Annotated in this window: 16 protein-coding genes; 10 read left to right on the top strand and 6 right to left on the bottom strand. The window is 59.3% G+C overall.

What is annotated here, in order from left to right; translation table 11 throughout:
- Position 1 precedes the first annotated feature (1 nt).
- Complete coding sequence (locus B3Y70_RS13330; RefSeq protein ID WP_011786209.1) at positions 2-1,297, top strand: adenylosuccinate synthase; 1,296 nt, start codon at positions 2-4, stop codon at positions 1,295-1,297.
- A gap of 76 nt (positions 1,298-1,373) precedes the next feature.
- Here B3Y70_RS13330 and cmoB read toward each other — a convergent pair whose 3' ends face one another.
- From cmoB to B3Y70_RS13305, 5 genes are read right to left on the bottom strand one after another with little or no spacing between them, the layout of a single operon-like run.
- Positions 1,374-2,366, bottom strand: a complete 993-nt coding sequence (cmoB, locus tag B3Y70_RS13325) for a tRNA 5-methoxyuridine(34)/uridine 5-oxyacetic acid(34) synthase CmoB (protein WP_114434174.1) — start codon at positions 2,364-2,366, stop codon at positions 1,374-1,376.
- 22 nt (positions 2,367-2,388) lie between these two features.
- Positions 2,389-3,141 (bottom strand): carboxy-S-adenosyl-L-methionine synthase CmoA, encoded by a 753-nt coding sequence (gene cmoA, locus B3Y70_RS13320; RefSeq protein WP_011786207.1) that lies wholly within the window; start codon positions 3,139-3,141, stop codon positions 2,389-2,391.
- Entirely contained in the window at positions 3,134-3,514 is a 381-nt protein-coding gene (locus tag B3Y70_RS13315) for a kinase (RefSeq protein WP_273030378.1), read from the bottom strand. The genes cmoA and B3Y70_RS13315 overlap by 8 nt, the downstream gene beginning before the upstream one ends.
- Positions 3,515-3,534: 20 nt before the next feature.
- The gene (locus tag B3Y70_RS13310; protein WP_273030376.1) at positions 3,535-4,554 is read right to left on the bottom strand and encodes a serine/threonine protein kinase; all 1,020 of its coding nucleotides are present in this window, start codon (positions 4,552-4,554) and stop codon (positions 3,535-3,537) included.
- Positions 4,555-4,559: 5 nt separating this feature from the next.
- Complete coding sequence (locus B3Y70_RS13305) at positions 4,560-4,982, bottom strand: hypothetical protein (RefSeq protein WP_114434178.1); 423 nt, start codon at positions 4,980-4,982, stop codon at positions 4,560-4,562.
- A 123-nt stretch (positions 4,983-5,105) separates the two neighbouring features.
- On the opposite strand from B3Y70_RS13305, the gene B3Y70_RS13300 reads away from it, so the two are divergent.
- Entirely contained in the window at positions 5,106-6,218 is a 1,113-nt protein-coding gene (locus B3Y70_RS13300; RefSeq protein WP_114434179.1) for an NAD(P)/FAD-dependent oxidoreductase, read from the top strand.
- On the opposite strand, the gene B3Y70_RS13295 is transcribed toward B3Y70_RS13300, so the two are convergent.
- A complete protein-coding gene (locus tag B3Y70_RS13295) occupies positions 6,219-6,947 on the bottom strand; it encodes a ComF family protein (protein ID WP_114434180.1) in 729 nt (242 codons plus the stop codon).
- A 51-nt stretch (positions 6,948-6,998) separates the two neighbouring features.
- Here B3Y70_RS13295 and bioB point away from each other — a divergent pair, with 51 nt between their 5' ends.
- From bioB to B3Y70_RS13255, 8 genes are all read left to right on the top strand, one after another.
- Positions 6,999-8,057, top strand: coding sequence for a biotin synthase BioB (gene bioB / locus B3Y70_RS13290; RefSeq protein ID WP_114434181.1), 1,059 nt, complete (start codon positions 6,999-7,001; stop codon positions 8,055-8,057).
- 6 nt (positions 8,058-8,063) lie between these two features.
- A complete protein-coding gene (bioF, locus tag B3Y70_RS13285; RefSeq protein WP_114434182.1) occupies positions 8,064-9,248 on the top strand; it encodes an 8-amino-7-oxononanoate synthase in 1,185 nt (394 codons plus the stop codon).
- A complete protein-coding gene (bioC, locus tag B3Y70_RS13280) occupies positions 9,245-10,066 on the top strand; it encodes a malonyl-ACP O-methyltransferase BioC (protein WP_114434183.1) in 822 nt (273 codons plus the stop codon). Before bioF ends, bioC begins: the two co-directional genes overlap by 4 nt.
- Before the next feature lie 182 nt (positions 10,067-10,248).
- Complete coding sequence (gene bioD / locus B3Y70_RS13275; RefSeq protein WP_273030369.1) at positions 10,249-10,953, top strand: dethiobiotin synthase; 705 nt, start codon at positions 10,249-10,251, stop codon at positions 10,951-10,953.
- Positions 10,954-11,004: 51 nt separating this feature from the next.
- Positions 11,005-11,250 carry a flagellar basal body rod C-terminal domain-containing protein gene (locus B3Y70_RS13270; RefSeq protein ID WP_011786197.1) on the top strand — a complete coding sequence of 82 codons (246 nt, stop codon included), beginning with the start codon at positions 11,005-11,007 and terminating at the stop codon, positions 11,248-11,250.
- An 11-nt stretch (positions 11,251-11,261) separates the two neighbouring features.
- Positions 11,262-11,978 (top strand): putative metalloprotease CJM1_0395 family protein, encoded by a 717-nt coding sequence (locus B3Y70_RS13265; RefSeq protein ID WP_022991406.1) that lies wholly within the window; start codon positions 11,262-11,264, stop codon positions 11,976-11,978.
- Between the two features lie 249 nt (positions 11,979-12,227).
- Positions 12,228-14,027, top strand: coding sequence for an acyl-CoA dehydrogenase C-terminal domain-containing protein (locus tag B3Y70_RS13260; protein WP_014422136.1), 1,800 nt, complete (start codon positions 12,228-12,230; stop codon positions 14,025-14,027).
- 220 nt (positions 14,028-14,247) lie between these two features.
- A partial coding sequence (locus B3Y70_RS13255) for an acyl-CoA dehydrogenase N-terminal domain-containing protein (protein WP_288589940.1) occupies positions 14,248-14,616 on the top strand: 369 nt, incomplete at its 3' end.

Raw genomic sequence — 14,616 nt, 5'->3', positions numbered from 1 at the left:
CATGGGTAAAAACGTAGTTGTGCTGGGCACCCAGTGGGGTGATGAAGGCAAGGGCAAGATTGTTGACCTTCTGACAGACAAGGTGGCTGCCGTTGTCCGCTTTCAGGGCGGGCATAATGCCGGTCACACACTGGTGATCGAAGGTAAGAAGACGGCTCTGCACCTGATTCCGTCCGGCATACTGCGGCAGGATGTCCAGTGCCTCATCGGTAACGGTGTGGTGCTGTCGCCGGAAGCCCTGCTGAAAGAAGTGCGGGAGCTGGAGGCTAACGGTGTTGCCGTTCGTGACCGCCTGAAAATCAGCCTGGCTTGCCCGATCATCCTGCGCACCCACGTGCGTATTGATCAGGCCCGCGAACGTGCCCGTGGCAATGACAAGATTGGTACCACCGGCCGGGGAATTGGCCCTGCGTATGAGGATAAGGTTTCCCGCCGGGGTGTTCGGCTGGGTGACCTGTGCAACCCCGCCGATTTCGAGATCAAGCTGCGGGAAATCATGTCGTACCACAACTTCGTTCTCACCGAGTACTTCAAGGAAGAGGCCGAGGATATCGATGCGGCCCTGGAAGAACTCAGACAGATGGGCGAGGAAATCCTGCCCATGGCCGCAGACGTAACCGATATTTTGCACGACTACCGCAAGCGCGGAGAGCACATCCTGTTCGAAGGCGCTCAGGGCTCGTTGCTGGATATCGACCTGGGTACCTATCCGTACGTGACGTCCTCCAATACCACCGCTGGCGGCACCGCTACAGGCTCCGGTTTTGGTCCGCTGTATCTGGACTATGTGCTGGGTATCACCAAGGCCTACACGACCCGGGTAGGTTCCGGCCCGTTCCCGACCGAACTGTTTGACGACATGGGCAAGCACCTCGCCGTCAAGGGCAACGAAGTGGGCACCACCACAGGTCGTTCCCGCCGTTGTGGCTGGTTTGATGCGGTCGCTCTGCGCCATGCTATCCAGATCAACAGTGTGTCCGGTATCTGCCTGACTAAGCTGGACGTTCTGGACGGTCTGGAAACGGTGAAGGTGTGTATTGGCTACAAGACTCCGAACGGCGAAATCACCCGTCCCCCCATCGGCTGCGACAGCTACAGTGATATCGAGCCGGTGTATGAGGAGCTGCCGGGCTGGAGCGAGAGCACGGTTGGCCTGACCAGCGTGGATCAGCTGCCGGAGAATGCCAAGGCCTATATCCGCTTCCTGGAAGAGCAGATCGAGGCGCCGATTGATATTATTTCCACCGGTCCGGATCGTGTGGAAACCATTACTCTGCGGCATCCGTTCGGAGAGTAATTTCAGAAGCTAATAAAAACCGCCTGTGGTGGATGCCCCAGGCGGTTTTTTTGTGCCGGTTTTCCGGTGCAGGGGGTCAGGGCTTTTCCGCGATCAGTGTCGCCCGCTTGGGGCCCGGGTAGCCCTCAATGGTTTTCGAGGGATTGTCTGGGTCCAGAAAGTCCGCCAGCGAATTGAAACGCATCCAGTCGGTCTGGCGCTGCTCATCGGTGGTGGTCTCACTGACGTCTACCACCCGGGCGTTGCGGAACCCGGTTCTGTCCAGCCACCGGAGCAGGGTCGGGCAGCTCGGCAAGAACCAGACGTTGCGCATCTGGCCGTAACGGTCTTCGGGCATCAGGCTGTAGCCCTCCGGGCCGTCTACAACCAGGGTTTCCAGCACCAGTTCGCCGCCGCGACGCAGCGTGCCCTTGAGTTCCAGCAGATGATCCAGCGGTGAACGACGATGATACAGCACGCCCATGGAGAAGGTGGTGTCAAAGCATTCCATGTCGGCCGGGAGGTCTTCCATGCGCACCGGGAGCAGATCGACCGGAGCCTGGCCCAGATACCCTTTGACCGCCAGGAACTGGAACATGAACAACAGCCCCGGGTCGATGCCGATCACCTGCCTGGCCCCCGCTCCAGCCATGCGCCAGCAATGGTAGCCGGAGCCGCAGCCCACATCCAGAATGGTACGCCCCGCCAGATCCGCCAGATGCGGTGCTACCCGGTCCCATTTCCAGTCTGAGCGCCATTCGGTGTCAATGTAGGTGCCGAAGAAATCGAACGGGCCCTTACGCCAGGGCATCAGTCCCCGTAATCCGTTCTCAAGGCGGGTCATGGCGTCTGGATCCAGGCCGCCGGGGCTGGTCAACGTGATTGCAGACTGATTCAGGTCGACCCTGGCATCGGCAACGTCTGGCAAGGACTGCAGTGCGTTGTGCCAGCGTGCCATATCGCCGTGGGGGTTGTCCTCAAACCGTCGAGTGAGTTGTTCTTTCAGGGCTGTGGTCCACCGGGTGTTACCGGTTTCGTTCAGGTAGGAAAGAACGGGATCAAAGTGCTTGTGCCAGTCAAACAGTGCCATGGTATGTCTTTCGGTGGATAAGTCAGGAGTTCTTGATGGCCAGCATCGAGACAAAGTTGAAGCACTGGTACCACACCAGTACCTGGTCAAAGCCGGCGCGCTGCAATCGATCCCGGTGGTCTGCCAGGGTTTCCGGGATCAGTACTTTCTCGATGGCGGCACGCTTCTGGCTGATTTCCAGGTCCGAATAGCCGTTGGCCCGCTTGAACTCGTGATGAAGGCGGGTCTGGATGGCCTGTTCCGCGTCGGATTCAAATCGGATCTTCTCGGACAGAACCAGCACGCCGCCGGGCAGGGTGGCGTCGCCGATACGGGTCAGCAGGGCCAACCGCTGCTCGGGCGGCACGAACTGCAGCGTGAAGTTCAGGGTGGTGACTGAGGCATTGCTCAGTTCGGTGCTCAGGATGTCCTCGCAGCGCAGTGTAACCGGCAGGTCGTGATCATCCAGAGCGACATAATGCTCGCAGCGCTCAATCATCGCCTCGGAATTGTCCACGCCCACCAGAGTGCAGTCCGGGTAGGGGATGCCATGGCGCATGGCAAGAGTGGACGCGCCGAGCGAGCAGCCCAGGTCGTAACAATGTGAGCCTGGCTGAACGTACTGTTCCGTGATCACCTCAATCATCGGGATGATGGTGGTGTAGCCGGGGACAGAGCGACGGATCATGTCCGGAAACACCCGGGCGACGGACGCGTCAAAGCGGAAATCCTCGGGATTGCGCTCAGTGGCAAATAACCGGTCGGTCAATTGCTCCGGGGGCGTGCGATTACTCATCGCCCGCTCCGGTCTCGCGCTCATCGGGGCGAGGTGTCGCCAGATCCTTGTCGGTAGGGGACGGCCGTGCGCAGCGAACCCCACGGTTTTTGTAGTCGACCAGAATGCCCCGGAAAGATGGATCGACATCGGCAGCAATGGCCAGGTAGCCATTCTCACAAACGGCGTGCAGCTCCGAGGATTTGCGGGACATACGGAAGGTTTCGCCGGGTTTGACGTGAATGGCGGTAAATTCACCCACCGGAGCGTGGTCCTTGTTGTCGGAGTGATCAATCCGGCCAGACGCTTCCAGCACCAGTACCGTGCCGACGATGGCGGCAACTCCGGTAACAATCAGGCTTTTGGCTGTGAAACGCCGTTCGTTATCGCTCATGGGTACCTCGTGTCAGAAAATCAGAATTGGCCCGGCACGCTGATAGCCGGTTCCTGTAGTGCGGCCAGCTGTTCCCGTAAGGACAGGATCTGGTCTGACCAGAACCGCGGCTGTGAAAACCAGGGGAAGAATCTCGGGAAGGCCGGATCTTCCCAGCGCCTTGCCAGCCACGCACAGTGGGCGACTTGCCTGTAGCATCGCAGGGGTTCAATCAGGTGGCGTTCGCGACGATTGAAATCCCGGAACATTTCATAGCCTTCCAGCAATTCGCCAAGCTGGGCGCCCCGTTCACTGGCGTCTCCGTTCAGAAGCAGCCACATGTCCTGAACCGCCGGACCCGTGCGGCAGTCGTCCAGATCCACAAACAGCATGGTTTCATCCCGGCACAGTATGTTGCCGGCGTGACAATCACCGTGAATACGTAAGGTGTCTACCGGGCCGGCTTCGGCTATCCGTTCGCGGCAGTTGGCGATCAGGTCCGGAATCAGGGAGTTCCAGGCCGGTTTGAGATCATCGGGAATCCAGTTACCTTCCACCAGCACCTGGTTGTTCTGTTCCAGCCCCGCCAACAGATCAAACCCGGGCCTGTGCTCAAAGGGTTTAAGGGCACCAATGTTGTGAATCTGCCCCAGCCACTGGCCAAGTCGATACAGGGTGTCGGTCACACTGGTATCCGGGGCCTGGCCGCCGCGCTGCGGAAATACCGCGAATCTGAAATCCCCATACTGGCCGAGGGAATGCCCGCCCGGCAGCACCAAAGGGGCAACCACTGGAACTCCGGCCTCCTGCAGTGACAGGGTGAATTCGTGTTCTTCCAGAATCGCCGAATCCGGCCAGCGGTCTGGACGGTAGAATTTGGCAATTACCGGTGGCTGGTCTTCAATGCCGACCTGATAGACGCGGTTCTCATAGCTGTTCAGGGCAAAGAGCCGGCCGTTGACCTCGAATCCCTCCGCCTCAATGGCATCCAGAATGACTTCCGGGGTGAGGGCATCGTAGGGATGCGAGGACGGGGTGATCGCCGGAGGTTCAGTCTGCATAGGGCTCAGAATGTGGTGTCGTATCGGGTTTTCATGGATTGCAGATGGTACCAGTTTTCGTCCAGCTCCCAGCGAATGCGGTTGACCCGCCCGGTGGCCAGGACAAGATCCCCGGCTCTGGCCTGAACCTGAGCAAGCTCCCGTTCAGCTTTCTGCCATTCACGATGGGTATCCGCCAGATGGCGCATGCCCGGGAACACGGCGGTCAGGGCCTTCTGGGTCGATACCGAGTGGGATCGAAGAGAACTGATTACGGCAGTATCTCCCTCTACCCGCAATACCCGGTGCTGGTACGGGTAACTGGCGACGGTTCTGTCTTCTTTCAGTTGCGCGTTCAGGTGGGTCACTTCAAAGCCGCGCCAGCCAATCCAGCCGACAAAAAGCGCGGCAACCACCATGACGGTAATAAACTGTTTTCGATCAGACATCGCCAGGCTCCCTGCGTTCGTTCTGTCTTGGGGCAAGTATAACGGTTCTTGGCGGGCAGGTAATGCAACCGGCGTTGATCTGCGGTAATTTCCCGACCAGAGAACCGGGTAGAGGAAAGCAGAGTGGCCCAGGAGCAGTTCAGTATACAGACCGTGGTGATCGGTGCCGGCGTGGTCGGGCTTGCCATTGCGCGGGCGCTGGCCCGTTCCGGGCGGGAGGTGCTGGTGCTGGAAGCCGGTGCCGCCATTGGTGAAGGCATATCCTCTCGCAACAGCGAAGTCATTCATGCCGGAATCTATTACCCGGAGCGCTCCCTCAAAGCCCGGCTGTGCGTGGAAGGCCGACAACAGCTCTATGAATACTGCGCCAGCCACAAAGTGGCGCACCGAAAATGCGGCAAGTGGATCATCGCCAGTGATGCCGCGCAGGCCGAACGTCTTGTTGGCATTCAGGCGCAGGCGGGCCGAAACGGTGTGTCCCTGGCGTTATATGAGGGCGCCGCGATGGCGTGCCAATTGCCCTCAATCCGGGCCACTGCCGGGCTCTGGTCTTCGGAAACCGGGATTGTGGACAGCCATGGCCTGATGCTGGCGCTGCAGGGTGAACTGGAAGACGCCGGTGGCCAGATTGCGTTCAACAGCCCGGTGGTGTCTGCCGAATCCGGTCCTGAGGGGCATGTTCTTAAGGTGGGTGAAGCCGGAGATCTGTTACTGAAGGCTCGGGAGGTGATTAACGCCGCTGGACTTGGTGCCCCGGCACTTGCGGGGCTGTGGTCGGGGTTGCCAGAGCGTGCGCGGCCGAAAAAATGGTTGGCCCGTGGTGTTTATTTCAGCTTCAGTGGCCGCCATCCATTCAATACGCTGATCTATCCCATACCCGAACCCGGTGGACTCGGCATTCATCTGACTCTCGATCTGGCTGGCCAGGCCAGGTTTGGGCCGGATGTGGAATGGATAGACGAGGAAAGCTATCGGGTCGATCCGCAGCGTGTTCGTGGATTTGCCGACAGTATCCGGCGCTGGTGGCCGTCCCTGGACGAGGCCCGTCTGCAGCCGGCTTATGCGGGCATTCGCCCTAAACTGGCGGGCCCGGATGGCGGCTTTGCGGATTTCCGCATCGATGGCCCTGAGGACCATGGTGTTGGTGGCCTGGTCAATCTGTTCGGGATTGAGTCGCCCGGACTCACCTCCTGTCTGGCCATCGCCGGACACGTGCTGACAAAACTGGACAATTGATCAGCCGGGTGTGCGCGCCAGTGCCCAGACCTGGATGTCCCTGGCTCCCGCTCTGGTCAGCACCGATGCCAGCTCGCGAACGGTAGCGCCGGTGGTGACCACATCATCGACAATGGCGACATTTGCCGGCACCGGTCCGGTAACCTCAAACAGCCCCTGAAGATTGGCCAGTCGGCTTGTCCGGTTCAGTTTCCGTTGTGCGTGAACTCGTCGCGTTCGTCGCACCAGACGGGCGTTGACAGGCAGGTCCAGCCGCCTTCCCACCGCCTCGGCAATATCCTGGGCCTGATTGAAGCCCCGTTGCCAGCGCCGGGTCCAGTGCATGGGGGCGGGGATCAGAACCTGCGGCCGGCCCTCGGTTGCCAGATGATGCTCAATGTAGTCGGTAAAACCCGCCAGTAATGGTCGCGCGAATTTGTGCTGGCCGTGGTATTTGTAGCGGCCGATCATGCCATCAACCGGGAACTGGTAACGCCAGGGGATCAGCGAACGGCTATAGCACGGTGGTGAGGCCTGGCATTCGCCACAACGTCCATCCGGGGTTGGAAAGGGCAAGGGCAGCGCGCAGGTCTGGCAGCACCAGCGGTTGGCGGGCAGGTCGTTCCGGCAGTCCTGGCAAAGGCCATCCTGGGCAGCGCCTGCGAGGCAGGTGACGCAGCGTCCGGCGCGTCTTGAGTTGTTAACCTTAACCTTTGTCAAGGTTGACAGCGAGATCAGTCCGTTTATCATCGCGGTTTATCCGTAAACCAAAAATCCCGGAAAGGTTAACAGGACTCTCACATGACTGCCACCGCTACCCGCCACGACTGGACGCTTCAGGAAGCTCGCGAGCTTTTCAATCTTCCGTTCAATGATCTTCTGTTTCGCGCCCAGAGCATCCACCGGGAGCACTTTGACCCGAATGAGGTTCAGGTGAGCACGCTGCTCTCGATCAAGACCGGTGCCTGCCCTGAAGACTGCAAGTATTGCCCGCAGAGTGGTCATTACAACACTGGGCTTGAAAAGGAGAAGCTGCTGGAAATCGAGAAGGTGGTGGCTGAGGCCCGCGTTGCCAGAGAAAAAGGGGCATCCCGGTTCTGCATGGGTGCCGCCTGGCGTAGCCCGTCAAAGAAAGACATGCCCTACGTTCTGGATATGGTCCGCCAGGTGAAATCCCTGGGCCTGGAAACCTGTATGACACTGGGCATGCTCAAAGAAGAGGAAGCCCGGGAGCTGGCAGATGCCGGCCTGGATTACTACAACCACAACCTGGATACCTCCGAGAAATACTATAACCACATCATCACGACCCGTACCTACCAGGACCGTCTTGATACGCTCGATAACGTGCGCAAGGCCGGCATGAAGGTCTGTTGCGGCGGCATCATGGGTATGGGTGAAGATGAGGATGACCGCGTTGGTCTTCTGGTTCAGCTGGCCAACCTACCCCAGCACCCCGAGAGTGTACCGGTAAATATGCTGGTGAAGGTGAAGGGCACGCCGCTGGAAGATGTGGAAGACCTGGACCCATTTGATTTCATTCGCATTATCGCCGTCGCCCGAATCATGATGCCGGCTTCCCATGTACGTTTGTCCGCGGGCCGTGAGCAGATGAATGAGCAGATGCAGGCACTCTGTTTCATGGCGGGAGCCAACTCCATTTTCTACGGTGAGAAACTGCTGACCACCTCGAACCCGGAGGCGGATGCGGACATGCAGTTGTTCCGCAAGCTGGGCATCCGGCCTGAGCAGCGGGAGCAGTGTGCGACCGAGGAGCAGGAGCAAGAGGCCATTGCCGAGGCGGTGGAATATGAGGCCACACGGCACATGTTTTACGACGCGACCCGGGAGTCTGCGTGATTCCGCATGCGTGACTTCGCCAAAGAGATAGAAGAACGAAAGCAGGCCGGGTTGTACAGAACCCGCCGCCTGATCGCCGGCCCCCAGCAGCCGACGCTGACGGCGGATGGCCGGTCGTTGTTGTCGTTCTGCAGTAACGACTATCTGGGCCTGGCCAGTCACGGCGAAAACATGCGGGCGCTGGAGCAGGCGCTGCCGGAGGTTGGCCTGGGCGGAGCTGCTTCGCATCTGGTTTGCGGCCACCACGAGGCCCATCATCGCCTTGAGCAGAGGCTGGCAGCGTTCACTCGGCGGAGTGCGGCATTGTTCTTTTCCACCGGGTACATGGCAAACATGGGGGTCATTTCCGCACTGGCGGGCCGTGGCGATACCATCTTCTCGGATCGACTGAATCACGCTTCGATCATTGACGGCTGCATTCTCAGCCGTGCCCGCGTGCGCCGCTATGCTCACGGTGATGTGGCCGCGTTGGAAGCCATGCTCTCAGCAACCTCCGGCCACAAACTGGTGGTTACCGATGGCGTGTTCAGCATGGACGGAGACATTGCGCCACTCACGGAACTGGCTCGCGTCTGTAAGGCTCACGATGCGCTTCTGGTGGTGGACGATGCCCATGGCATTGGTGTTCTCGGGCCACAGGGCCGGGGGAGCGTGCTGGAAGCCGGGTTGTGCCAGGAGGATGTACCGGTGTTGATCGGTACTCTGGGCAAGGGCGTGGGAACCTCCGGGGCCTTTGTCGCTGGCTCTGACGTGTTGATTGACTACCTGGTACAGAAGGCCCGGACCTATATCTACACCACCGCCATGCCGCCGGCACTGGCCGCGGCAACCTGCGCCAGCCTGGATGCTGTTGAGAGCGGCGATGAGCGACGCGCTCATCTTGACGCATTAATCCAGCGATTCAGGGCAGGTGCTCAGGATCTGGGTTATGAGCTGATGTCATCCCGAACGCCCATTCAGCCCATCATGATCGGAAATAATTGGACCGCGTTGGCGCTCAGCCGCGCACTGGAGGATGAGGGGCTGCTGGTAACGGCGATACGGCCGCCCACGGTGCCGGAGGGCGAGGCCCGCTTGCGGGTTACGCTCAGCGCCGCCCATACCGAAGCCGATGTTGACCGTTTGCTGCAGGCCCTGGCGAAGAGCCGTTCCATCCTGAGTGAGGCCGTGGCCCGGGAGCCAGTGCTATGACCATCTATACCCGAATAGAGCCAACGGCTCCTGTTGAGGGCGGAACCGGAACCAAGCAGTCCATTGCTCGCGGCTTCGGTGGCGCCAGTGCCACCTACGACGGTGCCTCCCGCCTACAGAAAATCATGGGCGATGCCATGCTCGCCGAGCTTGCAGACACGCCAGTGCCGGAATCGGTGCTTGATTTGGGCTGCGGAACCGGCTGGTTTAGCCGGAAGTTAGTGGCGCAATACCCCCATTCCGAGGTTACCGGTGCAGACCTTTCAGCGGGCATGCTGGCTGAGGCTGCCAATCAAAGCCCGGGAGCAATCTACTGGCTACACGCTGATGCCGAACAGATTCCGTTGGCGGATAACAGCGTTGACCTGATCTTCAGTAACCTGATGATTCAGTGGAGCGCCCGGCCGGAGCTGATCCTTCGGGAGTGCCGAAGAATTCTCAGGCCTGGCGGACGACTGGCCATATCGACGCTGTTGGACGGCACCTTGTCTGAACTGAAACAGGCCTGGGCCGAGGCCGATCCGGGACAGGCGCACGTAAACCGCTTTGTTCCGGAAACGCAGTGGCAGGCCCTCGTGGAGACGGTTCTGCCAAACGCAAAACAGGTTGCTGAAACCATATCACTGCCGTACCAGTCGCCCATGCACCTCAATCGTGAGTTGAAAGAACTCGGTGCGGTGTTTAGAGGCGAAGAGCGCCGGCGGACGGTGACGGCGCCGGGGCGCTTTCGGGCGATGTGTCGTGCCTATCCAACGCGAGCTGACAACGTCGTTGAGGCTGGGTACTGCGCGGCCTGGATATACTGGGTTAAACGATAGTATTGGATTTAATTGAGTCCGGACTACCCGTGAAAAATATCGGGCGAGGGCAGGGGTACTCTTTCCAGGACTGTTGAGGGCCATGGATGGCCCGAATCAAGCGCACATGGATGTGCTTGTAGCGTGTCCTGGAAAGAGTACCCCTGCCCTCGTCTTACGCTAATCGTAGGAACATTTCAGGCATGGCCAAACACACTTATTTCATTACAGGCACCGACACCGGCGTCGGCAAAACCATCGTCTCCGCAGCCATTCTCGAGGCGGCCAAATCCGCCGGCAAGCGAACCCTGGCCATGAAACCCATCGCTTCCGGCTGCGACCAGACCCCTGAGGGCCTGAGAAACGAAGACGCCCTGATGCTGCAGGCGGCCATCACCGAAAAACTACCCTACGACACCATCAACCCCATCGCCCTCAAGCCCGCCATCGCCCCCCACGTAGCTGCCCAGCAGGCCGGAAAACAGGTCACCGCCCAGCGAATCGTCGGGTTTTGTCGTGGCATGCAGATCCGCCCCGCCGATCTTCTGCTGATCGAAGGCGCCGGTGGCTGGCAAGTACCACTCAATGATCGGGAAACCTACGCAGCGGTGCCGGGAGAGTTGAAACTGCCGGTGATACTGGTTGTGCCGCTGCAACTGGGGTGTATCAATCATGCCATGCTCAGCGCCGAAGCGATTCGCGCCGACGGACTGGTTGTTGCAGGCTGGGTAGGTAACCATCCCGAAGAACAGGTGATGAGTTGCGAACAGGATACCCTGAACTACCTGTCCACCCACCTCGGCGCGCCTTGCCTCGGTGTGCTTCCCTGGTTGGAAAATACCGATACCGCCGAGATGCCGGCGATCCTGTCTCGGTATCTGAACATCACACCGCTGATTGAAAATTGACCAGAAATGTGAGTTAATCAGGTCAAAGGTTCGTCACAGGAATGGCTGCTCATGATTAACAACACACTTGCTATCGGGATTCAGGGTATCCAGGACGGCATGGTGGGCATGGAGAACGCGGCCCGGAAAATTGCCCGAGGTGGCGTTGACGGTCCTCAGGGCTCAGCGGAGGGCGCTGGAAATCTGGTGGAACCCATGATCGACCTGAAACTATACGAGCGCAGCGTCGAGGCCTCTGCTCAGGTCGTTAAAACCGCCGATGAAACGCTGGGTACCCTGCTGGATATTCGCGCCTGAGCCAGGTTTCTGTGAACGTATTCTCCTCAATCGCTCCCATCTTCTCCGGCTCTCCCACCGGTGCGTCCACGCCGGTCGCAGGCAGTGGCCGAACACCGGAGGCTTCCGGTGAAAAGCCTGCCACTGGCGATACTTCATCAACCTCAAAACCGGTTGAGCAGTCTTCCGAAGGACGAAAATCCGACCAGTCTTCCGAATCACGCTCCGACGCGCGCGAGAATCCGCAAGGCCTGACAGATGAAGAGCTGAAGCAGCTGACTGATCTCAAAGCCCGGGACAGGGAAGTGCGTGCTCACGAGGCGGCGCATCAGGCTGCTGGTGGGCAGTACGCGGGTGCTATGTCGTTTACCTACCAGCGAGGGCCGGATGGCGCCCAGTATGCGGTAGGCGGTGAAGTTCCCATTGATGTTTCGCCGGTGGCGGGGGATCCTCAGGCCACCATTGAAAAAATGCGCGTGGTGCGGTCTGCTGCCATGGCGCCTGCCCAGCCCTCCGGTCAGGATCGCGCTGTTGCCGCCCAGGCCATGCAGACCATGTTGCAGGCACAGTCGGAGCTGGCGGCAGGTGAGGGCGAATCCCGGACGGCGGAAGCCTCTGCCAGTGTTGAGGGAAGCCAGGGTGATGCTCGCAGTGCCCGTTCCCGCGAGGCGGAAGAGAGCTACCGCAATGTCTCTGCCATGGCTGGCGACTCCCGCTATTCCGAGTCTGTGACTTCCCTGTTCGCCTGATCGCTTCGTCTGGCCTTTCTCCTTGTCTTCCCGTTTTCTCCGGGCATTTCTGCCCTGAAAATTTACTGATCGAACACAAAACCAACACAAATTTCAGTCAAGGCTATTGACAATTCTGTGCCTCAAAACGTATGTTTCAAACAAGTGTTTAATTAAGGCCGTGATGCGGTGCATCATGGTGTCTGAGCAAACCCGAGGCCAGAAGCTGTAAACCCGTTTCAGCTGAGACCCAGAACCGAGGTGGATTCCATGCCTGAATACAAAGCGCCCCTGCGTGACATTAAATTCGTAATGAACGAGCTGCTGAACAGCGAGCAGCACTACGCCAATCTGGAAGGTGCCGAAGATGCAACTCCGGATATGGTCGATGCCATTATCCAGGAAGGTGCGAAATTCTGTGAGCAGGTACTGTCTCCGCTGAACCAGGTGGGTGACCAGGAGGGCTGTACCTGGAGCGAAGACGGCGTGAAAACCCCGACCGGCTTCAAAGAAGCGTACCAGCAGTACGTTGAAGGTGGCTGGCCGTCCATGACTGCCGATCCCAACTACGGTGGCCAGGGCCTGCCGCATTCCATCGGCCTGGTTATCAGCGAAATGGTTGGCACCTCTAACTGGTCCTGGGGTATGTACCCGGGCCTGAGCCACGGTGCCACCAACACGATCGAAGCCCACGGCACTGAAGAGCAGAAGCAGACCTACCTGACCAAGCTGATCAGCGGTGAGTGGACCGGTACCATGTGTCTGACCGAGCCGCATTGTGGTTCTGACCTGGGCACCCTGCGCACCAAGGCCGAGCCGAACGCTGATGGCAGCTACAGCATCACCGGTACCAAGATCTTCATCTCTGCCGGCGAGCACGACATGGCTGAGAACATCGTTCACATCGTACTGGCTCGTCTGCCGGGTGCTCCGGAAGGCACCAAGGGTATCTCCCTGTTTATCGTGCCCAAGCAGTTGCCGAACGAAGACGGTTCTGCCGGTGAGCGCAACGCGGTTTCCTGTGGCTCCCTGGAGCACAAGATGGGTATTCACGGTAACGCGACCTGTGTGATGAACTTCGACGGTGCCAAGGGCTGGCTGATCGGGCCGGAGAACAAAGGCCTGAACTGCATGTTCACCTTCATGAACACTGCCCGTATCGGTACTGCTATCCAGGGCCTGGGTTCTGCCGAGCTGGGCTTCCAGGGTTCCCTGGCCTACGCCAAGGAGCGTCTGGCTATGCGTTCCCTGAGCGGTCCGAAGAATCCGGACGGCATCGCTGACCCGATCATCGTGCACCCGGACGTACGCCGCATGCTGCTGACTCAGAAAGTTGTGGCCGAAGGCGCCCGTGCTCTGATCTACCTGGCTGGCCAGCAAGTGGACGTGGTTCACTCTGGCAAGACTGAGGAAGAGCGTAAGCACGCTGACGCGCTGCTGGGCTTCCTGACCCCGATCGCCAAGGCATTCCTGACCGAGATCGGTTACGAGTCTGCCAACCTGGGTATGCAGGTCTTCGGTGGCCACGGCTTCATCACCGAGTGGGGCATGGAGCAGAACGTTCGTGATTCCCGCATCGGCATGATCTACGAGGGTACCACGGGTATTCAGGCGCTGGATCTGCTGGGCCGTAAGGTTCTGATGACCCAGGGCGAAGCTTTGAAAGTGTTCACCAAGCAGGTTCACGTCTTCTGCAAGGAGAACGCCGACAACGAGCAGCTGAAAGAGTTCATCGAGCCGCTGGCTGCGATCAACAAGGAGTGGGGCGATCTGACCATGAAGGTTGGTATGACCGCCATGAAGAACCGCGAGGAAGTCGGTGCTGCTGCTGTGGACTACCTGATGTACTCCGGTTACGCAGTCTTCGCTTACCTGTGGGCCCGCATGGCCAAGGTAGCTCTGGACAAGATGGCCGAAGGCACCTCCGAGGAGATGTTCTACAACGCCAAGGTTCAGTCTGCACGCTTCTACTTCAAGCGTCTGCTGCCGCGCACCCGGACTCACGCAGAAACCATGCTGGCCGGTGCAGACAGCCTGCTGGACATGCCGGAAGAAGCCTTCGCCATCTAAGGCGGGGTTGCTATCTGGTTGATGGCACAGAGAAAGCCCGTTCTCCCGCAGGAGGCGGGCTTTTTTCATGAGTTGCCGGCGTGTTTTGAGGTAGAATAGCGCGCCATAGAACAACAACCTTGTTTCGGACACATAGCCGAGCGGGTGGGCTCCGACCTCCAACAGAAGAGGCATCAACACCGCCCCCCAAGTGACTGACTGAATTTCTGGAGAGTTTTACATGGCTGATTATCAGGCACCCCTTCGTGACATGCGTTTCGTTCTGAACGAAGTGTTTGACGCACCCTCCCTGTGGGCGTCACTGCCAAAGATTGCAGAAAACGTAGACCCCGACACCGCTGACGCCATCCTTGAAGAAGCGGGCAAGATCACCAGCGGCGTACTGGCGCCCTTGAACCGTGAAGCCGACGAACAGGGCTGTAAGTGGAACGAAGGCGAGGTTTCCACTCCGGAAGGCTTCAAAGAAGCCTACCAGACCATCGTGGAAGGTGGCTGGAACGGTCTGGGTGGTAACCCGGACTTCGGTGGTATGGGTATGCCCAAGACGTTGGTGGCCCAGTTTGAAGAAATGATGCAGGGCGCCAACATG

Source organism: Marinobacter sp. UBA5687 (assembly GCF_002420325.1).
Taxonomy (GTDB): domain Bacteria; phylum Pseudomonadota; class Gammaproteobacteria; order Pseudomonadales; family Oleiphilaceae; genus Marinobacter; species Marinobacter nauticus.
The sequence above is the reverse complement of the archived record's forward strand: the minus strand, read 5'-3'. Positions and strand labels throughout refer to the sequence as shown.

Bases quoted from the DNA above. Each gene is read 5' to 3' on its own strand.
- B3Y70_RS13330 (WP_011786209.1), top strand. From the start codon at position 2: ATGGGTAAAAACGTAGTTGTGCTGGGCACCCAGTGGGGTGATGAAGGC.
- cmoB (WP_114434174.1), bottom strand. From the start codon at position 2,366: ATGGCACTGTTTGACTGGCACAAGCACTTTGATCCCGTTCTTTCCTAC.
- cmoA (WP_011786207.1), bottom strand. From the start codon at position 3,141: ATGAGTAATCGCACGCCCCCGGAGCAATTGACCGACCGGTTATTTGCC.
- B3Y70_RS13315 (WP_273030378.1), bottom strand. From the start codon at position 3,514: ATGAGCGATAACGAACGGCGTTTCACAGCCAAAAGCCTGATTGTTACC.
- B3Y70_RS13310 (WP_273030376.1), bottom strand. From the start codon at position 4,554: ATGCAGACTGAACCTCCGGCGATCACCCCGTCCTCGCATCCCTACGAT.
- B3Y70_RS13305 (WP_114434178.1), bottom strand. From the start codon at position 4,982: ATGTCTGATCGAAAACAGTTTATTACCGTCATGGTGGTTGCCGCGCTT.
- B3Y70_RS13295 (WP_114434180.1), bottom strand. From the start codon at position 6,947: ATGATAAACGGACTGATCTCGCTGTCAACCTTGACAAAGGTTAAGGTT.
- bioB (WP_114434181.1), top strand. From the start codon at position 6,999: ATGACTGCCACCGCTACCCGCCACGACTGGACGCTTCAGGAAGCTCGC.
- bioF (WP_114434182.1), top strand. From the start codon at position 8,064: ATGCGTGACTTCGCCAAAGAGATAGAAGAACGAAAGCAGGCCGGGTTG.
- bioC (WP_114434183.1), top strand. From the start codon at position 9,245: ATGACCATCTATACCCGAATAGAGCCAACGGCTCCTGTTGAGGGCGGA.
- bioD (WP_273030369.1), top strand. From the start codon at position 10,249: ATGGCCAAACACACTTATTTCATTACAGGCACCGACACCGGCGTCGGC.
- B3Y70_RS13270 (WP_011786197.1), top strand. From the start codon at position 11,005: ATGATTAACAACACACTTGCTATCGGGATTCAGGGTATCCAGGACGGC.
- B3Y70_RS13260 (WP_014422136.1), top strand. From the start codon at position 12,228: ATGCCTGAATACAAAGCGCCCCTGCGTGACATTAAATTCGTAATGAAC.